The sequence below is a fragment of the Cryobacterium glucosi genome (genome assembly GCF_004402235.1).
Taxonomy (GTDB): domain Bacteria; phylum Actinomycetota; class Actinomycetes; order Actinomycetales; family Microbacteriaceae; genus Cryobacterium; species Cryobacterium glucosi.
Window position 1 is genome coordinate 1 of sequence record NZ_SOFS01000036.1, and the last position, 22,412, is coordinate 22,412.

Here is a 22,412-nt window from a genome sequence, read left to right on the forward strand (position 1 = left end):
ACGAGTCATCCCTCAAATGTGTACGCGGGAGAAGTGTCACCACCAAACACGCCCGAATGGTCACCGATCTATTGATGCAGAACTGTCACCGATGTCCTGAGACATAACAGCATCCGCCCGCGCGGTTCGCAGCAACCGGCGTCTACTGGCTTAATGGATGCTGTGGGCGACGACAGAGGGCTGGTGCTGGTCGTCGAAGACGACCCCGCAATCGCAGACATCGAACGCCTGTACCTCGTGCGCGCCGGTTTCACCGTGCATCTGGAGTCCGACGGGCGCGCGGGTCTCGACCAGGTGCGCCGGTTGCGGCCGGCCGCGGTGATCCTTGATGTCGGCCTGCCCGGGCTCGACGGGATCGAAGTGTGCCGGGCCATGCGCGAGGCGGGGGACTGGACACCCGTGCTCTTCGTCACGGCACGCGACGACGAGGTCGACCGGGTGCTCGGCATCGAACTGGGTGCGGACGACTACGTGACCAAGCCATTCTCGCCGAGGGAACTCGTCGCGCGGGTGAAGGGAATCGTGCGCCGCTCCTCGGGTCTCATCGGCGACGCGGTGCTGCGGGTGGAGGATGTGACGCTCGACCCGGCGACGCGCCTGGTCGCGCTCGGCGGCATCCGCGTGGACCTGACCGCGACCGAATTCGACCTGCTCGCCCAGCTGATGGCCCGGCCCGGACGGGTGTATTCGCGGGAAGAACTGCTCTCCCTGGTCTGGGGAATCGCCGACTACAGTGCGAGCAGGACGGTCGACGTGCACGTCGCCCAGCTGCGTGCCAAGCTCGGCGAGGGAAATCCGATCCGCACGGTGCGCGGCGTCGGGTATTCCGTCGCCGGCCTGGAGGGCTGAGCGGTGCGGCGTTGGTTCGCGTCACTCGGCGGCAGGATCCTGCTCGTCACGGTAGGTGTGGCGTTCGTTGCGGTTCTCGTCACGGCCGTCGTGTCCCTGCAACTCGTGCAGACCCTCGTCACGACGCAGGCCCAGGCGGACCTCGGCGCCCGGACGACCGCGTTGAGCCAACGGCCGCTCGCGACCCTGCGCATCCTGCTCGAGGACGACACCCTCCTCGGCGCGCGCGGCGAGCGCTTTGTGTTGGTCGGCGCCGACGGGACGGTACCGGAAACAGGTCCGGGCGCGCTCACGGTCACGCAGGACGTCAAGAGCCGCATCACCCGGGTACTGGATGCCGGCCGCTCGGTGTCGACGTCGCTGCAGATCCGGGGTGAGTCGTACGTGGTGGAAGCGCGGCCGCTTGCGGGAGGTGGTGGGCTCGTGGGCTTCGTGCGCGTTGCGGACATCACCGACTCGGGCAGGCTCGTCGCCGGGCGCATCCTGCTGGCCGTGCTCGTCGGGCTCGTCGTGGCCGTGCTCGCCGGACTGTTCCTGTCCCGGCGGCTGGCGCGACCACTGGAGCGGACCGCAGGAGCCGCCCGGCGGCTCGCCGACGGCGAACGCGGCGTACTCCTCGCGGCCCAGGGCATTCCGGAGATCGACGATGTGTCTCGCTCGCTCCGTGCCCTCGACCACGCGCTGGGTACGAGCGAGACCCGCCAGCGGGAGTTCCTGCTCTCGGTGTCGCACGAGATCCGCACGCCGTTGACCGCGATCCGCGGGTATGCGGAGGCCCTCGCCGAGGGCGTGATTCCAGCAAGCGGCAGCGCGGCGGTCGGTGACGTCCTGGTTGCGGAGACGAAACGCGTTGACCGATTCGTGAGCGACCTGCTCGAACTCGCCCGCCTCGAAGCCGATGACTTCACCGTGCACCTGCAGCCGATCGACGTCGGCGGAGTGCTCGCGCAGGCTGCGCTCGCCTGGCAGGGTCAATGCACCCAGCTCGGCGTCGCGCTGCGCGTCGACGAGCCGGGGGACGGTGCGGGTGCGGGCGCAGTGCCGGGTGTCCTCACGATCGTGACCGACGGCATGCGCCTGCGCCAGATCGTCGACGGCCTGCTCGAGAACGCGTTGCGCGCAACGCCGGCCGGCGGCGAGGTCGTACTCGCGGCTCGCCGGGTCGACGGCCGGCACGTGCGGGTCGAGGTGCGTGACAGCGGCCCTGGATTGAGCACCTCGGATGCCGCCGTCGCGTTCGAGCGCGGAGTCCTGCGAGCCAAATACCGCGACATCCGCCCGGTCAACACGGGCCTGGGCCTGTCGATCGCCGCCCGGCTGGTGACCAGGATGGGCGGCACGATCACGGTACAGTCCGCGGCCGAGGGCGGCGCGTGTTTCGCCGTGGTGCTGCCGGTCGGCGACGGGCCCGTCGCACACTGACGCGAGCGGCGCGCGCCGGTGCATCGGCCTGCGGGGAGACCTACCGGACCAGCCGAACCTCGTGCAGCTGCTCGCCGAGCACTTCCTGCACCTGCTCGTGACCGTCGGCGGCGTAGCCGTTGCGGGTGTAGAAGGCGTGGGCACGCGGGTTGACCGCGGCGACCCAGAGGTAGGAGGGCCCGGGGTCGACGACCGCGTCGAAGAGTTTCTGGCCGATGCCGCTGCCGTGCTTGTCCTCGAGCAGGTACATGAAGTACAGCTCGTGGGCGGCGGGGGCGTTCTCGTCGCGGGCGGGGCCGCTGCCGGCGAAGCCGACGACCTCTCCGTCGACGAGTGCGACGACCTGGCGGTATTCCGCTCCCTGGGTGGTGAACCGGCGCCACATGGCGGCGAGGCGCTGCGGCCGCAGCTGGGAGAGGGCCGCCTGGCTCAGCAGGTGGTCGTAGGTTTCGTGCCAGCAGAGGGCGTGTACGCGGCCCAGACTCTCGGCGTCCGCTTCTTCGACGGGCCGAACAACGACGGTGGTGGTGTCCATAATCTGACCCTAACCCAGCCGGGGGACGCCGGTTTACCGCGCCCGGTCCGGGCAGACAAACGGGCCGGACTCCTGGTGGAGTCCGGCCCGTTTGTGTCGTGCTGGTGCTGCTTAGCCCTGCGCGCGGCGCGGCGCCGAGCGACGGGCACCGCCGGCGCCGGCTCCCGAGCCGGATCCGCGGACGAGTCCGCCGACCTGGATGCCGCCGGAGCGACCGGAGCCCTGCGGGGCGTGGCTGCGACCGGATGCCGCGGGGCGGCCAGAGTGCTCCTGGCGTGCTCCGCCGGCCGAGGCGGCGTCGTTGCTGCGGCTGCCGCGGTTGCCGCGAACGGGCGCGGTGCTGGCGCCGTCGCGGTCGTCACGGCCGCGCGAGCGCTGCCCGTCGGACGAGCGCGAGGTGTCGGATGACGACGAGGAGGCGTAGGAACGGCTGCCGCCCTGCGAGCGTCCGCCGTCTGAGGACGAGGAACGACCGCCCTGCGAGCGACCCCCCTCGGAACGGCCGCCCTGCGAGCGACCGCCTTCGGAACGGCCGCCCTGCGAGCGACCGCCCTGCGAGCGTCCGCCCTGGGACTGGCGCTGCTGCTGCGGCTGCTCGGTGCGCGGCGCCGGCTTGACGTATGCGGCGACCTCGCCGACGAGGGCGGCGACGGCGGGGGAGTCCGCGGTCACGCGCTGCGGGGTTACCTTGATGGCGGCCTTGCGCAGCAGGTCTGCGGTGTCGCGACGCTGCTCCGGGAGCACGAGGGTGACGACGTCACCGGCGTGCCCGGCGCGGGCGGTGCGGCCGGAGCGGTGCGTGTACGCCTTGTGCTCTGCCGGCGGGTCGACGTGGATGACGAGTTCGATGTCGTCGACGTGCACACCGCGAGCGGCGACATCCGTTGCGACGAGCACGCTGACGTCACCATTGCTGAACGCGGCGAGGTTGCGGTCACGGGCGACCTGCGAGAGGTTGCCGTGCAGGTCGACCGAGGGGATGCCCGCCTCGGTGAGCGCCTTGGCGAGCTTCTTCGCGTGGTGTTTGGTGCGCATGAAGAGGATGCGGCGTCCGGTTCCGGAGGCCAGCTTCTCGATCAGGGCCTTCTTCTGTTCGGCGTTGTCGATCTCGAAGACGTGGTGCGTCATCGCGGAGACGATGCTGTTCGAGTCGTCGACCGAGTGCAGGACCTCGTTGTGGAGGAACTTGCGGACGATCTTGTCGACGCCGTTGTCCAGGGTGGCCGAGAACAGCAGGCGCTGGCCGCCGTTCGGCGTCTTGTCGAGGATGCGGGTGACGACGGGGAGGAAGCCGAGGTCGGCCATGTGGTCGGCCTCGTCGAGCACGGTGATCTCGACGGAGTCGAGGTTGACGTAACCCTGCTTCATCAGGTCTTCGAGGCGTCCGGGGCAGGCGACGACGATGTCGACGCCGGCCTTGAGCGCGGAGACCTGACGGCCCTGGGAGACGCCGCCGAAGATGGTGGTCGTGTTGAGGCCGTACGCCTCGGCGAAGGGGGTCAGTGCGGTGGTGATCTGGGTGGCGAGCTCGCGGGTCGGCGCGAGGATCAGGCCGAGCGGGCGGCCCGGGCGACGCTTGCCGCCGGCGAGCTTGCCGCCGAGGCGCGCGGCCATCGGGATGGCGAACGCGAGGGTCTTGCCGGAGCCGGTCTTGCCGCGACCGAGCACGTCCCGGCCCTTGAGGGTGTCGGGGAGGGTGTCGACCTGGATCGGGAAGGGGCTGTCGATTCCCTGCGCCGTGAGGACGGCAACGAGGGGAGCCGGCACGCCAAGCGCGCCGAAGGAAGTTTCAGACAAAGTGGTGCCTTTCAGGCATCAGAGCCCTCCGTCGAACCGTGTGCGCACCCCGAGTGAGGGAATGCAGGCTTCGGAGCCAGGAGGATTCACATGGCGAAGGTGCCAATGGGCACATCCGTTCGCCGTAAGAATGTTCATTCGCAATATGCGCTCGGCCCACCAGGCAGGTGTGCCGCCGCAACAAGAAGAGGGCGTTCTACGACGCAGCGAGCGCAGCGATGCATTCGCAAGTGGTTTCAGTCTAGCGGATGCTGTCAAGCACCCTCCCAGGATCCCCCAGCTCGGTGCGTTCTAGTCGCGGTCGCCGGTGTAGAACTCGCCGACGGGTACGTCCACCGCGACCGTGTTGCCGGCTTGCGCGAGCGGGCAGGCCCACATCGGGTCGTAGGCGCAGGACGGGTTGTATGCGAAATTGAAGTCGAGGATCAGGGTGTCGTCGCCGACCCCCGGTCCGAGGTCTGCACCCTTGATCGTGTCGAGCAGGTAGCGCCCGCCGCCGTAGGTTCCGCCCGGGCGTCCGGCGAGACCGTCCTTGAGCGGCAGGAACAGGCCGCCGCCGTAGCTGCCCAGTCGCCACAGGTCGATCGGGCCGAGGTAGGGCAGCCGCACGATGCCGACCAGGTCGAACGGCACGGTGCCGTCCGTCCCGGTCTCGACCGCAATCCAGTGCGGCTCCGGCGCCCGGTGCACCTCGACCTCGAAACGCCAGTCCGGGTCGTACGGCGCGACCGTGAGCCCCGTGAACGCGGACCGATCGTCGGGGAGCAGGGGCGACGACGGATGCCCCGCGAACAGGTCGTCGCGCCCGCTCCGCCAGAGCTCGTGCCCCGCCGCAGGATTCTGCACGCTCAGCTGGCGCACGCCCGCATACAGTCCGGTCACGCGGCGGCGCCAGTCGGCGAGCTGCAGGGCGCCCAGAGTCGAACTCATGCCGACACCTCCGTCGGCGCAGAATCCCCGTCGGATTCGTCAGGGTCAGCGGATGCGGCGTCGACCGCGTCGATGCCCACGTCGAAACGCCACGTCGGGGCCAGCCGCTTGAGCTGAAGCATCCGCCACTGCCACATCGCCCAGAACACCGGCCAGCTCGGCAGGGTGAGCGCGCCGGTGCGGAAGATGAGCTGGTCGCGGTAGAGCGTCTTGCCGGTGCCGGCCGGGTCTGCCGACACCGCCATCCGGTGGTCCCAGAGCGTCACGGCCTCGAGGGCGCCGGAGACGCCCCGGCCGGTGTCGCGCACGATGCGCACGCCGTCGCGCCGCTCGGTAGACATCTGCAGCCGGATCACCTGCTTGCCCATCGGCAGGAGGCCGAGCGCGCTCAGCTCGACAGGGTGCTCGCCGGGCTCCCAGATCGAGGGGAAGCCGTCGGCCTCGAGCGACTCCACGCTGATGAGGGGCGAACTCACCTCGCGGAAGACGGCGGGGCTCTGCAGGGCGCGCCACGCGGCATCCGGCGGGCAATCGAGGATTTCTTTCAGGAGAACACGCATGCCCCCAGTCTGTGGCGCTGGGGCATGCAGTACAACTGAGGAGTGGCAATTCGGTACTGGCTCGGGGTCGCGCAGCGCGATAACGTGCAGCGGGGCGTCGCCATGGGCTTCGCGCAGGCCGGCTACCGGCTGCGCACCACGCTCGAGGGCATGCGGGAGAGCGACGGGGTCGTGTACTACTCGCCGAAGACCGCCGTCGAGGGCGAGCTGCTGCGCGAGTTCACTGCGATCGGGTTCGTCGCCGAGGGGAACGCGTACGAATTCCGGAGCCCGGAGACGCCCTCCGGCACCTATGTGCCGTGGCGGCGGCGCATCGACTACGACACGGATGCCGTCAGCACGTCGATCCGCCCGCTCCTGAACGTGCTCGAGTTCACCCGGGAGGATCCCGACTGGGGCTACCAGCTCCGCCGGGGGCTGCTCGAGATCTCCCGGCACGACTACGACGTGATCCGGCGGCAGATGCGCCGCATGTAGGCGCCGGCACGGCATGTTCGCGGGTGCTCCCGCTCGCCCCAGCCGCGTTGATTAGACTCGCGGCTATGACTGGCGATCTCTGGTGGGTGCCCTCGGCCATACTTCTCGCGTTCGTGGTCCTCGGGGTGACCCTCGTCGTCGCATCCGCTCGTCGTCGTCGCCGCGACCGCGAGCAGGCCGAAGCTGCGGTGGTCGCCGAACGCGCACGCGCCGCGGCGATCTCCCTGGTGCGGGCCGATGACCAGGTCGGCGCCGCGACCGACGAACTCGGGTTCGCGGTCGCCCAGTTCGGCGAGGCGGCGACCCGGGACTTCGCCGCGGCCCTCGAACTCTCCCGCCGCCAGCTGCGCGATGCCTTCGCCCTGCAGCAGAAGCTCGATGACAGTGTTCCGGACACCGAGTCCGAACGCCGACGCTGGACCGAGCAGATCATCGCGCTCGCCGCTGAGGCGACGACCCGCCTCGCCGAACAGGACCGCGCTTTCACCGCCCGCCGAGGCCGCGAGCGCGACGCCCCGCTCCTCCTCGAGCAGCTCACCCGGCGCGTGGATCGGGTGACCGATCGGGTCGCAGCGGGCGCGGCGAGTATCGACAGGCTCCGGCTCAGTTACGCCCACTCCGCGCTCGCCGCGTTCAGCGGCAACGTGGCCGAGGCCCGCACAGCCCTCGGACAGGCGAAACAGGCCACGGATGCCGCCGCCGCTCATCTCGCGGCCGTCCACGGCTACCCGATCGGCGATGAGCTCTCGGCGGCGGAGCTCGGGCTCTTCCACGCCGGCAAGCTCCTCGACGCGATCGAGACCGGAGAGGACCAGCTCCACATCGGCTATGCGACCCTCAGCGCCGCACTCGACTCCGCGGACGCCGAGATATCCGAGGCGCGCACCCTGCGCGACGGGCACGAGGAGTCCGTCGCGGCAGCCGACCTGAACCGGGTGATCACCGCCGCCGATGCGATCGTGGCCGAGTTGCGGCATCCGTCGCGGGTGAGCGACCCGGCCGCCGACCTCGCCCGGCTGCGAGAGGTGCTCGACGGGCTCGACGTCACCCGGTCGGAGGCTCGCAACCAGCAGCTGCGACTCGACAACGCGCGGGCCGCGCTCGCCGGCGCGCTTTTGGCCGCGCGCAGCCAGGGCACTGTGACCCGCGGCTTCATCTCGGCCAACCCCGGCCGGGTCGGTGCGGAGGCCCGCACCCGCCTCGCCGAATCCGAGCGGCTCGTCGCCCTCGCCGAGGCCGAGGCCGACCCCGTGACCGCGCTCGACGCCGCGCGCCGGGCGATGACCCTCGCAACGGATGCCGACGCCCTCGCCCGCTACGACGCTCGCTTCGCCTGACCGACGGGTAGCCTTTCCCGGTGAGTGAATTCCTGCCCCAGCAGAAGTACCAGGTCCGCTTCGACGTCGGTCTCGCCGGGTTCCAGGCGCTCGCCGGGGACGCGGACGTGATCATCCTCGCGGATGCCCTGCCCACCGTCGGCGACACGGCACCGGCCACGCCCCTGGGCGGGCCCCGCGTGATCGTGGCCGACCTCGGCAACCCGGCGCGCGTCGCCGAGTGGGTGCTCGCGCGTCAGTCCGAGAAGGCCGACCGGTTCTCCGTCGCCGTGATCGCCGTCGGCGAGCAGCGCCGGGACGGTTCCCCGCGCCCGGCAGTCGAAGACTTCCTCCTGGCCGGGGAAGTGATCGACGAACTCGCCCGCCTCGGAATCGACCACTGCTCGCCGGAGGCTGCCGCCCCCTCCGCCGGGTTCCTCGGACTCCATCGTGCCCTCCGCCACCTCGTGAGCGCGTCCGAGACCGCCGTGGCCCTCGGCGCGGCCGGTCGGGGCGACGAGGTTCGCTCCGCCATCGACCTCGCCCGGCCGCACACGGCCACGGATGCCGCCCGGCAATCCGCCGAGATTCGCCGTGTCCGGGAATTCCGGTTTCCGGCCTGACGTTTCATCATCCGCAACCGCCTCGCACCAGCCCGATTCACCGACCGAACCAGGAGCACCCCATGAAGGCAGTATTCAACGGCACCACGATCGCCGAAGCCCCCCAGTCCGACCTCGTCAAGATCGAGGGCAACTGGTATTTCCCGCCGGAGAGCGTCAAGCCCGGTTTCCTCGTGGAGAGCGCGACGCCGTACACCTGCCCGTGGAAGGGCGAATGCCAGTACTTCAGCCTCAAAGACGGCGATGCCCTCCTGCAGGACCGCGCCTGGAGCTACCCGACGCCGTACCCCGCTTCGTTCGACCGGGTCGGCCAGGACTACAGCGGCTACGTCGCCTTCTGGAAGGAAATCTCCGTCACCGAGTAGGTCAGACGCGCGCCTGCGGTGCGTGCGTCGAGCGGGCGTGTGCCCGCACGAGGTACCCGACCGAGCGCACGGCGATACTGCCGATCACGAGGGTCACGGTGGCGAGGATGCCGGTTCCGGCGACCGCCGACACCCAGTCCCCCGACGCCCCCAGGTTCACGGCCGACCCGGTCCCGGCACCGGGCGCTGCGGCACCTCCGATCCAGTGCAGGGCGTAGGTCCCGCTCGCCGCGGCCGTGAAGGTGAACGCCCAGAAGCCGAGGTCGAACCCGAGCCGCCAGTAGGCGGCGAGCATCATCACCTGCACGAGGATCAGCAGCACGAACGTCCCGAGCAGGACGGTCTCGAGGGTGTCGAGCCGGCCGCCGTTGGAGGCGAACCAGGCGTTCCCCGCGACCGCGGGCGGGGCGGAGAAGATCGCGAACGTCGGCAGCAGGCGGGCAGGAAGGGCGGGACGGAACGCCATCCTGCCGAGGATGAGCGCACCCAGCAGCATCCAGAACAGCAGCCCGACCCCGATACAAGCGACGCTCAGCGTCGTCCAGCCGAACGTTCCCGCCGACTGCCCTGCGATGAAGGCGGCGGCGACCGTCGGAAGAAAGTACCCGGCATGGAGTGTGTCGATGTCGCGCATCCGGAGAGCCAGTTGCGCGACAGACCACGCCCCGAAGACGAGCGCCACGACCAGGAACCCGACGACGACCCCTTGCACCAGCGCGACCAGGAGCCCGGCGGGCGATCCCTGCAGTACCCCCGCAAGCGGATGCCCTGAACCGGAACCCGCGGACAGGGATACAGCGACATGGGTGCCCAGCAGCATCCCGGTTGTGGGCGCGAGGGCGGCGAACGGTGCCTGCACCGGGTCGGCGAGGTCCCCCCGGATCGTCCCCCCGTTGTTCCGGCTGCGCACGAGGTAATTGGCGAGGACCGCAACCCAGGCGACGAGCGCGAACACCCACAGGGCCTCACCGATCCCAGCGGGCGTGCCGAGGACTCCCGCGGCCATCGTCCAGGTGCCGGCAAGGCCCGACAGCCCGAAGGGGATGCCGAAGCTCGTCAGCGGGGCCCGCCCGGTCCGCAGGACTCTCCGGAACGCGCGAGGGGAAGCCGGCATGATCGTTCCCCTCGGGCCGCTGTTGAACGGACAGTTGTCCTCTCAATAGAATACCGGAGTCGGAGTGACCTGCCGCAAGAGGGCAGCGCGGGGCCGTCAGGCGCGTGCGTTTCGGTCGTTCCGGCCCAGCGCCGGCGTGCCCAGGAGAGGTACGTGAGGGGGCTGACCGAACCGCATAATCCCGTTGAGTAAGGACACGCCCTTGTTCGGGGGGACAATTGGCTGACAGGATTTGCGATCGCGCGTAGTAAAAGTATCGGACCGACAGACATGGTGAGGCTCAGCGGCGGCGGCATGTACAGGCGGCGGATGGCGGAATCCGTGATCGACAAGCTGCTGCGCGAGCAGACCGGAACGCCGGTGCGTTCACCGTGGCACCGTTTCCGCGGGCGTTCCCCGCTCGGCAAACGCTGCGAGGGCTGGTACCTGGCCGCACTCGGCGAGATCGCTGTCGGGAAGAGCCTCGAGGCGCTCAGCTCCGACTGGACGATCTTCCACGCGCTTCCGATCGGCCTCGAAGGCTGGGATATCGACCACCTGATCGTCGGCCCCGGTGGTGTGATCACGGTCAACGCGAAACAGCACCGCTCGGCACGCATCCTCGTCGACAAGGCCGTGCTGACCGTCAACGGACGCACGGTGCCCTACTTGCGCCACGCCGAGTTCGAGGCGAACCATATCACCGACCTGATGAGCGACCGGCGCGCCCAGACCGCACCGGTCCGGCCGACCGTGGTCTTCGTCGGCGCCCGCGAGGTCAAGGTCAGGGCTCGCCCGCCCTTCGTCACGGTGCTCGGCGTCGACGACCTCGTCGGCTGGCTCGAGGCGCTCCCGGTCGTCCTCGACCAGAACGAGTGCGGCCGGCTCACCGGCCTGTTCGACAACCCGGCGATGTGGGCGAACGTGCCCGTCGAGACCGGCGACGACCTGATCGAACGCTTCCAGGCCCTCGACGCGGAGGTCCGCGCCGCCAGCCGACAGCGCCGCATTTACCTTCCGCTCGCGATCTTCATCGGCGGCGGCGCAGCCTTCTTCGGCATCATCGGGCTCGTGTCCGAGGCCATGGGCCTCTCCGGCTGACATTCCGGCGGCCGCGTAAGCCAGCGGGTGCCGTCGGCCGGGCCGTCCCTGTCGCCCCGGCTGCCCGATGCTGTCGGTGTCCGCCGGGATCGCAGGCAGGCCGAGCAGCACCCGCAGCTGGGCGTCGATGAGCGCCACCCAGGGGAGGCGTCCGGATTCTCGGCCGCCGCATCCGGGCTGTCGCCCTGGGTCCACCACTTCGCCTCGAAGGCGCCGGTGTCGAAGGGCACTCGCTGGCCGTTGCTGTATATCGTCGTGCCGGACCACTCCGGGAAGCTGCCGGCCGGGAGCGTCAGAGTTGGCACCGGCGTCTCACCGGATCGGCGTGCGCCAGGCATTCACCGCCCGTCGGGCAGGCGCCTGCTCCGGTCACGCCCGCTCCTGTCACGCCCGGCCGGTGGCCGGTCTCCCGGCCCGGCCTAGAGTCCGGCCGACGCCGCGGCGCGCCGCCGAGCCGCCGCAGTGATCTCCCGGCTCGTCCAGGTGACGAGGTGGTCACTGTTGAAGCCGCGCCCGCACAGCCCGCAGGCGAGGGCGCGCGTCGGCCTCCGGTACCGGTAGTGGATGTGGCCGGCCGGGCAGACGCCCACCCACGGGGCGAGCTCGTTGGCGATCTCGCCGTCGTGCGTGCGCTTGCCGTCGTAGCCCAGGTCGCGGGCGATGGACTTCCACTTCGGGCCGTGGCCGGCGCGCGGGCCGGCGAGCGCGTGCCCGACCTCGTGCAGCAGGATCTGGTGCACGTCGTCGTCCTCGTACCGGGAGGCGAGGTAACGCGAGATCGTGATGCGTTTCGCCGTGAAGTTGCACAGCCCGGCGCGTTTCTTGGCGTTGTCGAACGCGAAGGTCCAGCCGGCGTCGAGGTGCAGGTCGATGAGCGCTTCGGCCCAGCGCCGCACGCGGGTGAGGTCCGCCATCAGGGCGCCGCCGCAAATCCGGCGGGTTCATTCGCTCGCTGCGCCACCCGAATGCCTCGCGCCAGGGGCGTGGTCTGCTCCACTCGAACCGAGTAGAGCTTGTCGTCGCCGGCGGCTCGGATGCCGCGGCCGTCCGTGTTGTTCATCACAAACCACAGTGTGCCATCCGGGCCGGGCACCACGTCACGCAGCCGGCCGCAGGTGTTGACGAACCACGCGCTCGCCGCGCCTGTTGAGGAGTCGACCCGCCAGAGTCGTTCGCCCCGCAGTGCCGCGAGGAACAGAGTGTCCCCGACGATCGCGAGCCCGATCGGACTGGCCTCGGGCGTGCGCCACTGCACGACCGGGTCGGTGTACCGCGGGTCGTGCGCGATGCCCTCGGCGTCCGGCCAGCCATAGTCGGCTCCCGGCGTGATCAGGTTGAGTTCGCCCCACGTCGACTGCCCGAACTCGCTCGCCCACAGCCGGCCGCGCGAATCCCAGGCGATGCCCTGCGGATTCCGGTGCCCATATGAGTAGACGAGCGTCCCGAACGGATTGTCCGGCGGCACGGCGCCGGTCGGCGTCATCCGGAGAATCTTCCCACCGAGCGACCCGAGGTCCTGCGCGGCCGCGGTGTTCCCGGCGTCGCCGGTCGTCGCATAGAGCATTCCGTCCGGCCCGAAGCGGATGCGCCCGCCATCGTGATTGCCTGCCCGCGGGATCCTCGAGAGCACCGGTTCGGGGCTCCCGAGCGTGAGGCTTCCGAGGGTGCCGGTGAGCGGCATCCGCACGATCTGGTTGGAGGTGGTGCCGGTGAAATACGCGTACACCCAGCCCCCGGGTCCCGCGCTGGGGGCCCCGACGGCCGCGGCCGGGTCGGCGAGGTAGGCGAGGCCGAGCAGCCCGCCCTCGCCGCGCGCGACGACACCGGGAACCGTGCCCGCGTCGCGGAGTCCGCCGGACAGCAGCTCACGCACGCGTGCGGTGCCCCGCTCACTGATCAGGGTGCCGCCGCCGGGCAGGCGAAGGATCGACCACGGCACCTCGAGGCCCGAGGCGAGGACGACGGGGTCCCCGACCGGCTCGACGGGCCCCACGCCCTCACCGGGGCCCTGGCCGGGTCCGGTGTTCGGGTCGCCCGGTTGCGCCCCGTGGTCAGGACTCGGCACACCGGTCGAACCCGGGGATGGCGTCGCGGGTGACGGCCCCGACGATGCGGATGCCGCTGCGGGCGTTTCTGGCGCGTCGGAGGTGCACGCCACCAGTACCGGGGCGATCAGCGTGATTACTGCGAGCACGGCCAGGTGCCGGACCACCCGGCCGGCATGGTGCGCCGAACGCCGGGCATGCCGCACTCCACGCGGCTGCGTCGGCGGGAGTGCGCACCCCTGTGCCGGCTCGTGCGGCGGCATCCACTCGTCCACTGCGACCTCCCGACTCCTCCTGCACCGGCCCGCTGCCGCGGGGCCTGCCCTACCGTGTGCCCGCGCATCCGGAACAGTGGGGGAACCGGCTACGCCCGTTCCCCCAGAATGCCCCCGTCCACCGACATCGACCACCGGGTTGCCGCAGCGTCCTCCGCGTGGTCCGTTCCCGCGACTGCCGTCGCGACTGTTTGCGCAGCCCGCTCCCACATCGGAGGGCGCGGCTTGCGGAAACCGGCGCGGGCGCGAGCACGCGCCAGGGGGGTTAGCGGCCCTGGCCCCGCTCGGCGATGATGGACTCGACGACTGCGACGGCGACGAGGGACCCTTCGAGCTGCTCGACGGATGCCCCGGCCTTCTCCCGCAGGAACACGGCGGCGGTGAGGTCGGTGAGGGCCCCCTCGAGGTCGCCCTGCTCGAACAGGACCTTCCCGCGGTTCTCCCGCGCGAACGCCGCAACCGCGCTCCACTCGTGCGTCTCGGCCTCGAGAACGCAGTGGGTGAGCTCGCTCCCGGCTTCATCGAGCTTGCCCTGGAACTGCATCACCTGGGCCCGGCGGATGCGGCTGGCCGCGAGTTCCTCCCGGGATCCGGTGAACCGGGCCTGGCGCAGGGCGGCGTTGGCCATGTCGAAGGCCTCGTCGAGGCGTCCGATCAGGCGCAGCAGCGCGATCTTCTCGTTGAGCGCGGACAGGCTGCGCAACTCGCCGAGTTCGTCGAGGCGCTGCCCGGCGGCGAGCAGGTCGACTTTTTCACGGAGAGTGACGGCGTCGTAACCAATGATGATGGGCAGGGTGTAGTCCAGAGGCAAGGGCGGCCGGGTGTGCCGCGGACGATCGGGTTCCCTAACAGGATATCCCGACCATGCCGCGGCGACACCCGTACGGGGGTGTGCCGGCGAACTTTCCGGCCCGGCCCCGGTCCGCTCGCCGCACTCCGCTAGTACCCCGTGTACGTGTCCTTGACGTAGGAGTCGACTCCCTCGGCCATGCACGCCTTCATCGACGCCTCGTAGCTGCTCCAGTTCGTCTTTGCGTCCGAGCCGTACATGCTGAGGTTCTCGCCGAACGATCCGACGACATTCATGAACGTTCCCACGTCACTCGTCACCGCCCCGATCGGCACCGCGCCGCTGTACCCCGTTTTCGCGGCGATCCGGGTCTGGAGGTCGGCCTTGGCGGCGTTGAAGATGTCCTCGGCCGTCGCGTTCGGGCCGAGCCCCGCGCCGGCGCCCAGCGTGGGTGTCGCGCTGTTCGAGGACGGCAGGGTGAGGATCTCGCCCTTGCCGTTCGCCCAGTCGTTGAGGCACTTCGTCGCGAGCATCGCGAGGTCGACCTGTGCTTGGATGACCGTTCCGGCCTTGTCGATCGCGTCGGCGACCGCACCACCGGCTCCCGCGGCCCTGAGGCCGGCTGCCGCGAGTTTCAGCCCGACGGCGGCGACCTTGGCGACCATCAACTGGGCGAGGGACACCCCCGTCGCGACGGTGATCACGGCGGCGAGCATGCGTTGGCTGATCGAACTGAACCAGTTGCCGACCTTCTCGCGGGTGCTGTAGCGGTGAATCTTGGCCTCGACGTAGCGGTCCCTGTCCATGATCACCCACGCGGTCTGGTCCCTCGACGCGTCGGCGTAGTCCCAGCCGTCGAAGCGGTTGCCTTCGATGTCCTCGGCCTGCAGCTGCACCGTGGTGCCGCGCGTGTACCGGTTGCCGGCCCCTCCCGGGCAGTTGCCGGGCGTGGTCGCCGACAGGTCCTTCCCGGAGATCGTGTAGCAGATGATCGTCAGGTCGAGGGTGTTCGGGCCGGAGACGTTGCCCTGGGCATCCACCACGCGTGTCGGGCCGGTGCCGTCGGTGCTTCCCCCCACCGAGTAGGTGTACTGCCCGGCAACGGTCACGGCGGTGGTCACGGTGCGGCCGGGGCGCGAATAGAGAGGCGGGCATCCGCCGTCGTCGACGACGATCTTCTTGGCGGTCTCCGGGTCGAGGGCGGATGCCTGGCCCGAATCGTCGATGACCCGAACGTTCAGCCCGATGGGCGCGCAGTACTCGAGGCGATAGCTGCCGCCGCCATAGACCTTGGCGCGACCTTCGAAGAAGCCCTGGGAGGTGCCGAACTCCGCCATTTCGTCCAGGCCCGAGGCGTTCACCAGGCTCGTGATCGGGACGAGGTTGGGGGACCCGGCGATGGCGGCGGGCAGCAGGTACCCGGCCTGGCCCCGGGGCAGTTCGCCGGCGCGTTCGCAATAGCTCTCGTCGGCTGACAGGGGAGCGATCATGTAGGAGCCGCCCTGCGGAAGGTTCACGATGGGTGGCTTGCAGCTCGTGTTGTACCAGCCGGCGGTCAGCGTGATGGCGCTGTTGACCCGCGCGAGGTCGATCTCCGTTCCCCCGGATGTCCCCTGGTTGCCGTTCCAGACGACACCCTGTTGGGTGCTGCTGCTCCAGCGCACCGAGGCGGTGTTACCGGTGTAGCCGCGCCAGCCCATGATGGCGTATTCCGGTTCCGTCGTGGTCAGGTGCAGGCGTCCCGTGGCGACCATCGAGTCCGTGGTGGTGACCACGTGGTAGCCGCCGAGTGCGCTGTTGCTGGTCGTGGTCGTGGATGCGACGTCGCCGCACTGCGTGAGGGGGCCGTCGTGTGCCCACGAGGCGCCGGCGGGCTCGCCCGTGCGCGCGGCGAAGTAGTCGCGGATCGCTTTCGAGACGACGGTGACCGTCACGCACTTGACCATGCTGAACTGGGCTCCGACCTGGAACCTGTCAGCCCAGGGCACGGTGAGTTGTGTCGTCGCGGTGGTGGCACCGCTTTTGAGCAGCTGTCCGGTCGGAGCCGCCAGCAGCGTCGTCGGGGTGTTGTCGCGTGACGAGCCGCCGAGCCACGAACCGAACGTTGCGGTGGGCTTCGCGGTGGCCACGACGGTGATCTTCGTTCCGGGAACGTATCCGGCCTCGCCGCCGACGGTGCAGGCTCCAGACGAGGGCTTCAGGCCCCAGCTGGTGGACGGCCGATCGGCGGCTGTCACCGCGACGCTGCCGCCCTCGGTGACGGGGAGGTCGACCACCGTGCAGGCCTTGACGCGGAACGTGGCGGCGACCGCGCGATCGGCGGTCATCGCCACCTGGGCGGAGTACGGGCCGGTGAGGGTCGCTCCGGTGAGGGCGTCGAGCTCCAATTCGGATTGGGTGTGTTCTTCGGAGAGGTTGGCGGGAACGAGCGTCAGGTCCACGATGGTGCCCGCTGCGTAGCGGGAGAAGCCGGCCTTCTGGTCGGCCAGCTCCTGCGCGGTGGACCCGTACGGACTGGCGCAGTTCGGCCGGGTATTCGCGCGCGCCCAGCCTTGCGCGTAGGGGTCGAGCAGGCCCCAGTCCACCGTGGGGGTCAGCTTCAGGGTGAAGCAGGTCGGCGCGTAGTGCTCGGTGTAGCCGACGCGGATGAATCCGGTCACGACGAACAGGAAGGACCGTCCCTGCGAAAGACGCATCGAGCCGTCGATCGTCCAGCTGTCGACGGCGTAGTCGGAATGTGCGTATGCCGTGGCGCGCAGCAGGCTGCCGGTGACGACGCCGAGCTTGTCGTCACCGCAGCGCACGGAGTCGCCGTAGTCGATGGTTCCGAAGACGATCGGGTATGCGCACAGCCTGGCGTCGGCCGTTCCGCTCACGACGGCGCCGGGGGCGTCGTCTCGAGAGACGAAGGTGACTCTGTACTCGGTGCTGACGGGGGCGAACTGGGCGGTCGTCACCGGGGTGAGCGTGCAGCTGCCCGCGAGCGCGGGCCCGTTGCATCCGACGCCGGGGAGGTCGAAGTACACCCGGCCGACGGCGGCGGCACCGGTCGTCGTCGTGGTCCAGCTGGCGGTGATCGGGTCGCCGTATACCCACTCGTCGGGGGTCGGGGAGAACGTCACCGCGAGGTCCGTGCCCCGGGCTGACGCGGTGAATTGCGTCACGCTGTGCGACGCTTCGTTGTCGGCGTCGCCGTCGTAGTGCGCGTACAGGGTGTTCTCGCCCATCCGCACGGATGCCCCGGGCAGGGTGCATGCGCCGGTCCCGTCTGCGGCGCAGAGGGTGTCGTTCGAACCGGTGAGGATGATCGTGCCGGTGGGCGCAGGGCTGGTCTGGGAGCCGGCCTGCAGCACCCGGGCGGAGACCGGGAGGGCGTCGCCCGCGCGAGCCCCGTCCGGGACGACCACCGCGACGCTCGTGGCGCGTTTGTCCACGGTGGCCGTCAGGTCCGCGGTCGCGGCGCTCGTGTCGACACCGTCACCCGGTGTGGACGCGGACAGGGTGAGGGACCCTGCGTGCAGGGTGGGGACCGCGACCGTGCCGCGGAAGAACCCGGTGGCGCCGCTGCGGGTCAGGCTCAGGGGGTAGTCGGTGCCCAGCACGGTGACCGTGGCCGGCACCGAACGGGAGGACCCCGTCAGGGTGCCGCTCGGCTCGGCCGTGACCGTGACCGTGAGGCTGTCGCCGACCGTGACCGGCTGAACGGCCAGGGACAGGTCGGTCGTGGGCGCGCTGACCGCGAGGTCGAGGACCGGGCTCGACGTGGAGGCCCGCAACGGCCCGTACTCGACGCTCGCGTGCACGGCCAGGGTGCCTCCGCGGAGGTTGGCGACGGTCACCGTTCCGCTCAGTCCCTCAGGGGACCCGAACAGTTGCGTGGTGCCGATGGCCGTGCCGGTGGCGTCCAGGAGATCCGCTCGTGTGCCGGCGGCGAGTCCCGTCGACGAGAAGGAGAGCCAGGCGGCCGTGATGGTCAGCTCGACGGACGCGCCGGCGACGAGCGCTGCGCCGGGGTCGGTCCGGGAGACCGTGAGCTGGGGGACGGGAACCGGCTGCACGGTCGTGACGGCAGGGTCCGAAGCGGCAGGCGCCAGTTCGCTCGCCGCGGTGAAGGTGACCACCGCACGGATGCCGTGGGCCCCGGCGACGAGCAGGGTGGGGGCCGCGGTGCCGTGGCCTGCCGTGTCGAGGGTGATCGTGCCGAGGTCGCTGACCGTCGCATCCGGGGCCGTCGCCGTGAGGTTCACCTGGGTCACGAGGTCGAGCGGAACGCCGCTGAGGTCGACCGTCACCGGGAAGGCGGTGCCGAGCGGCGCCGAGGCGGGGGCGCCGACGGTGACCGAGGGGGTGTAGTTCCGCAGCGCGGAGACCGGCACCACGTCGGTGCGCGTGGCATAGAGGCCGTCGCCGGTGTACTCGGCGCGGAGCACGGGGTGCGCACCGGGTGCGGACAGCCGCAGGGTGACCGAGCCGTATGCCAGGTTGCCCGTGGCGAGGATGCCGCCGGAGGCATCCAGGATGCGGATGCCGCCGGTCGGCACGGCGCGGTTCGGTGCCGCCGCATAGCTGAGGGTGAGGGTGCGGTCGCTCGGGGTGAGGTCGCCCGTCCAGACGGCGACGGGGGTCGAGGCGATTGCCAACGCGACCGTCAGCGCATCGGTCGCGTTCGACGGCTCGTACTGAGACGTCGTGTCGAAGTAGGAGGCCTGCACGGCGGCAGTGCTCGCCTGGGTCGGAGTGAACTTGTAGCGCGCCGTGCCGTCGGCGGCGAGGTCTACTCGTGCAGAGGAGCGGTCGGGCAGGGTGAAGGTCACGGCACCGGGCAGGGTCGTCTCGCCGGCGGCTGCCGTCGTCGTGGCGACGAGGGTGACGGGGGTGCCGATCTCCACCGTGTCGACCGTCGCGGCGCCGGCCGAGATGGTGAGCGTGGTGCTCGTGAGGCCGGCGCCGATCGAGACGGTCTGGCCGGCGGATGTGGCCGGGGCGTGGTCCGCGTCGCCGACCACGGTCGCCGCCAGCGTGTAGCTGCCGATCGGCAGGAGTCCCGTGAGAACCACGCTTCCGGTGCCGTGCTGGTCGGTGACGGTGACGCTGCCGGTGGCCACGAGGGCGGAGGTGCGGGTGTTGCGCACCTCGACCGTGCGCGGTCCGTCCAGGTCCGAGGTGACGTCGACGGTCATCGCGTGGGCGCTTCCGCGCGGCACCAGGGTCGGTGAGGAGGCCGGCTGCAGGGCGGCGGAGACGCTCGTTCGGGCCGGGGCGATGGTGATCGTCGACGTGGTCTCGGAGGCCTCGAATCCGGTGGCCGGAACGAAGGCGAAGCGCAGGTCGGTGCTTCCCGCGTGGAGGGCGGTTGTGGGGATGCTGAGCGTCTGGGTCAGCTTGGACGACTCGGTGAGCAGGGTCTGGCCCGCCCAGACCTGGATCGTCCCCTTCACCACGGTGCCGTAGTCGGCGTTCGGCGCCGTCACGACGGCGGAGGCGTTGATCACCGTACCGAGGGTGAATGGCGGGTTGTAGACGGTGGCGACGATCTGGGTCGGGTCAGGGACGATGACCGCGCCGACCTGGTAGTGGCCGGAGCTGGGCTTGAACAGGGCGGATCCGGCGTAGTCGGCGGTGATGTACGGATCGGAAAGGAGGGTGACCTGCTTCTCCGCCGAGCCGTCCACTAGGGTGAGGGTCTCGGTGGTCCCGTCGATCGTGACGTCGACGGTTCCGTCCGGCTTCATCGACGTGGCGTAGGTCGGGGCGACCGTCACGGTCACGGTCGCCGGTCCGTTCACCGCGGCGGCGGCATCCGTGCTGATGGTGACCTCGGTGTCGGCGAGGAACGACCAGATGCGCACGTTCGAGGTGCCGGCGGCGACGGCGGTGCCGGCCGGTTCGAAGCTGAAGCTGAGCGGATGCGAGCCCGGATCGAGCGGAGCCATGCCGCTCAGGGAGGCGCGGGCGACGTGCGGGTCGCCGGGCGCGAGGGCCAGGGCGACCCGGGCGCCGAGGGGGACGGCGCCGTCGAGGAACTGCACGGTGCCCATCGGGTCGCCGTCCGGAACGGTGACCTCGGCCGAGAGGATGGGTGTCGCACCGAAGCCGTCGAATCCGATGCTGAGCACGGGCTCGATCAGTGCGGGCGCGACCGCCGTCGACGGGGTGACGCCCGCCGCCTGGGCGGGTGCCGCAACGGTGACGGCCGGAACGACGCCGGCGACGAGGGCGACGACCACGAGCATGGCGACCCGCCCGCCGGCGGCGGTCAGGGGCAGGGTGCGCTGCCACGGGCGGCGCGGCGCGCTCGTGCCCGCGGTCGTTGCGGCGGATGCGCTGGGCACGGCCGCGACGATGACGGCGAGGGCCATCCCGGTGAGGGCGAGGAGTGCCGCGAGGATCGCCGCGAGCACGAGCAGCCCGGTGGCGCTGGTGCCGTCGCCGTCGATCGCGCGTGATGCAGCGGTGCCGGCCCAGGTGAGGCCGGCGGACACACCGGCGCCCACGACGACGAAGAGAAGCAGGGGGACCAGGCGCTGGCGCAGGCCGATGATCGCGATGCGGACAAGTGCTCGGAGGGAGCGGGGAGCGTCGAGCGTGGCCGCGAGCAGGGCGGGCAGGAGGAGGAGCAGGGCCAGCGTCGGAACGGACGGGACGGCGGCCACGAGGGCGATGCGGGTGCCGCGAGTGAATCGCGTCCCCTCGGGCTCGCGCACGCGGGCGTTCCGCACGAACAGGACAACGGCCACGATCAGGGCCGCAGCGCTCGCGGGAAGCGTCAGGATCGTGGCGAGCACCAGGGCGACGAGCGTCAGCAGCAGGGCGAGCGCGAGCCGGGGAAAGGTGCGCGCCGCGCCGAGCAGGGAGCGGCCGACCCGGGGCGCGCTCGCGCGAACGCCCTGGGGGAGGTGGGCCCGGCGGTGCAGGACCCCGACCGCGACGATTCCGAAGACCAGGAGCGCGGCACTGACGACGGTGATGAGCGTGGTGACGATCGTGGCCCAGACGAGTGCGCCGTCGGCCGTTTCGGCCAGCCGACCGCCGACGAAGGTGCCACCGAGAAGGAGGAAGACCATCAGCACGAGGGGGCCGGCGGCCACGGAAGCGGCGGCAACGCCCGCAGTGCGCAGCAGCATCATCGGCGACACGCTGCGGCGTAGTCGCTCGGAAAAGGACACACGTTCGAACTCGACAGCAGACATCGCTTGGACCCCCGGAGATCAGCGCGCTACCGTGCACGACAGTGTCTCGGAGCCTAGTGGTTTTTTCCAGCCTCGATCGGGTTTTTTATTGCAACGATTTGTCTTCGTCGCCGGGGGCCCCTTCGCGGGGCCGCAACCCAAACGTTCATGTTCTGCTCCGGCTCAGTTGCCGATCTGGAACACCGTGCGGCCGGGCAGCGGGGACGGCGTCGCCGTCGCATCCGTGGTCACGAGTGCGGTCGCCATGAACTGGCGCAGCTCCGCGCCCTCGACGACTTTGGCCGGGTGCGGGCCGCCGGCGAGCAGCCGCGGCACCCAGGTCAGGTCGACCGGCGAGAGCGTCGCGACGAGCACGATGTTGCCGAACCGGCGCCCCTTGAGCACCTGGGTCTCGGCGAGGCCGATCACGTGCGGGAACACCGCGGAGAGCGTCGCCGCCTGCGCGCGCGCGAAGGCGAGCCCCGGCCCGTCGGCGACGTTCACGACGAGCACCCCGCGCGGGCTCAGCAGCGGCCGGGCGAGCTCGTAGAATTCGCGGCTCGTCACGTGGGCGGGGGTGCGCGCCCCCGAGAAGATGTCGACGACGACGAGGTCGGTCGTGCCGTGCAGCCCGGCGGGCAGCTTGGCGAGCACCTCGCGGGCGTCGCCGTGCCGCACCCGCAGGTTCGCGCGCTTGTCCCAGGGCAGCTCGGCCCGCACGAAGTCGATCAGGTCGCTCTCGATCTCGACGACCTGCTGCCGCGAGCCGGGCCGCGTCGCCTCGACGTACCGGGGGAGGGTGAGCGCACCCGCGCCGAGGTGCACGGCCGTGATGGCTTCGCCCACGTCCCCGAGCAGGTCGATGACGTGCCCGATCCGCTGCACGTACTCGAAGAACAACTCACCGGGGTTGTCGATGTTCACGTGCGACTGCGGCGTGCCGTCGACGATGAGCTCGAAGCTCCCCGGAACGAACCGGTCCGGCTGTATTTCCGCGGTCATCCCGCTCAGCTTCAACCTGACCGACGGATGCTGCACTTCTGACCTGCTCATCCCCCCAGTCTC

Annotated in this window: 17 protein-coding genes; 7 read left to right on the forward strand and 10 right to left on the reverse strand. The window is 70.7% G+C overall.

The genetic code is table 11. The annotated features are described in order from the left end of the window. Positions 1 to 153: 153 nt before the first annotated feature. Entirely contained in the window at positions 154 to 849 is a 696-nt protein-coding gene (locus E3O46_RS15005; RefSeq protein WP_134449720.1) for a response regulator transcription factor, read from the forward strand. Between the two features lie 3 nt (positions 850 to 852). After that, positions 853 to 2,271, forward strand: a complete 1,419-nt coding sequence (locus E3O46_RS15010; protein ID WP_134449719.1) for a HAMP domain-containing sensor histidine kinase — start codon at positions 853 to 855, stop codon at positions 2,269 to 2,271. Between the two features lie 40 nt (positions 2,272 to 2,311). On the opposite strand, the gene E3O46_RS15015 is transcribed toward E3O46_RS15010, so the two are convergent. The 4 genes from E3O46_RS15015 to E3O46_RS15030 form a co-directional block, all read right to left on the reverse strand. Beyond that, a complete protein-coding gene (locus E3O46_RS15015) occupies positions 2,312 to 2,806 on the reverse strand; it encodes a GNAT family N-acetyltransferase (RefSeq protein WP_134449718.1) in 495 nt (164 codons plus the stop codon). A 111-nt stretch (positions 2,807 to 2,917) separates the two neighbouring features. Further along, complete coding sequence (locus E3O46_RS15020) at positions 2,918 to 4,603, reverse strand: DEAD/DEAH box helicase (protein WP_134449717.1); 1,686 nt, start codon at positions 4,601 to 4,603, stop codon at positions 2,918 to 2,920. A 291-nt stretch (positions 4,604 to 4,894) separates the two neighbouring features. Continuing rightward, the gene (locus E3O46_RS15025) at positions 4,895 to 5,533 is read right to left on the reverse strand and encodes a DUF1684 domain-containing protein (protein WP_134449716.1); all 639 of its coding nucleotides are present in this window, start codon (positions 5,531 to 5,533) and stop codon (positions 4,895 to 4,897) included. Beyond that, the gene (locus tag E3O46_RS15030) at positions 5,530 to 6,093 is read right to left on the reverse strand and encodes a hypothetical protein (RefSeq protein ID WP_174774821.1); all 564 of its coding nucleotides are present in this window, start codon (positions 6,091 to 6,093) and stop codon (positions 5,530 to 5,532) included. The genes E3O46_RS15025 and E3O46_RS15030 overlap by 4 nt, the downstream gene beginning before the upstream one ends. A 42-nt stretch (positions 6,094 to 6,135) precedes the next feature. On the opposite strand from E3O46_RS15030, the gene E3O46_RS15035 reads away from it, so the two are divergent. The 4 genes from E3O46_RS15035 (at position 6,136) to E3O46_RS15050 (ending at position 8,874) form a co-directional block, all read left to right on the forward strand. Next, positions 6,136 to 6,570 carry an EVE domain-containing protein gene (locus E3O46_RS15035; protein WP_241984918.1) on the forward strand — a complete coding sequence of 145 codons (435 nt, stop codon included), beginning with the start codon at positions 6,136 to 6,138 and terminating at the stop codon, positions 6,568 to 6,570. Between the two features lie 65 nt (positions 6,571 to 6,635). Further along, entirely contained in the window at positions 6,636 to 7,907 is a 1,272-nt protein-coding gene (locus E3O46_RS15040; RefSeq protein ID WP_134562001.1) for a hypothetical protein, read from the forward strand. A 20-nt stretch (positions 7,908 to 7,927) separates the two neighbouring features. After that, complete coding sequence (locus tag E3O46_RS15045; RefSeq protein WP_134449714.1) at positions 7,928 to 8,509, forward strand: hypothetical protein; 582 nt, start codon at positions 7,928 to 7,930, stop codon at positions 8,507 to 8,509. 62 nt (positions 8,510 to 8,571) lie between these two features. Then, entirely contained in the window at positions 8,572 to 8,874 is a 303-nt protein-coding gene (locus tag E3O46_RS15050) for a DUF427 domain-containing protein (protein ID WP_134449713.1), read from the forward strand. 1 nt (position 8,875) lies between these two features. On the opposite strand, the gene E3O46_RS15055 is transcribed toward E3O46_RS15050, so the two are convergent. Further along, entirely contained in the window at positions 8,876 to 9,988 is a 1,113-nt protein-coding gene (locus E3O46_RS15055) for an SLAC1 family transporter (protein WP_134449712.1), read from the reverse strand. A 309-nt stretch (positions 9,989 to 10,297) separates the two neighbouring features. On the opposite strand from E3O46_RS15055, the gene E3O46_RS15060 reads away from it, so the two are divergent. Then, entirely contained in the window at positions 10,298 to 11,068 is a 771-nt protein-coding gene (locus tag E3O46_RS15060; protein WP_166787403.1) for a nuclease-related domain-containing protein, read from the forward strand. Positions 11,069 to 11,487: 419 nt separating this feature from the next. Here the strand turns inward: E3O46_RS15060 and E3O46_RS15070 are convergent, their stop codons facing one another. From E3O46_RS15070 to E3O46_RS15090, 5 genes are all read right to left on the reverse strand, one after another. Beyond that, positions 11,488 to 11,982 (reverse strand): SprT-like domain-containing protein, encoded by a 495-nt coding sequence (locus E3O46_RS15070; RefSeq protein ID WP_134449709.1) that lies wholly within the window; start codon positions 11,980 to 11,982, stop codon positions 11,488 to 11,490. Next, positions 11,982 to 13,280 (reverse strand): PQQ-dependent sugar dehydrogenase, encoded by a 1,299-nt coding sequence (locus E3O46_RS15075; protein WP_241984917.1) that lies wholly within the window; start codon positions 13,278 to 13,280, stop codon positions 11,982 to 11,984. Before E3O46_RS15075 ends, E3O46_RS15070 begins: the two co-directional genes overlap by 1 nt. Before the next feature lie 373 nt (positions 13,281 to 13,653). Next, positions 13,654 to 14,199, reverse strand: a complete 546-nt coding sequence (locus tag E3O46_RS15080; RefSeq protein WP_241975556.1) for a hypothetical protein — start codon at positions 14,197 to 14,199, stop codon at positions 13,654 to 13,656. 128 nt (positions 14,200 to 14,327) lie between these two features. Further along, on the reverse strand, positions 14,328 to 21,368 hold the full coding sequence (locus tag E3O46_RS15085) for a hypothetical protein (RefSeq protein WP_134562002.1): 7,041 nt from the start codon (positions 21,366 to 21,368) through the stop codon (positions 14,328 to 14,330). A 162-nt stretch (positions 21,369 to 21,530) separates the two neighbouring features. After that, positions 21,531 to 22,400: a spermidine synthase gene (locus E3O46_RS15090; RefSeq protein ID WP_134449707.1), complete on the reverse strand. Its 870-nt coding sequence runs from the start codon at positions 22,398 to 22,400 to the stop codon at positions 21,531 to 21,533. Positions 22,401 to 22,412 lie beyond the last annotated feature (12 nt).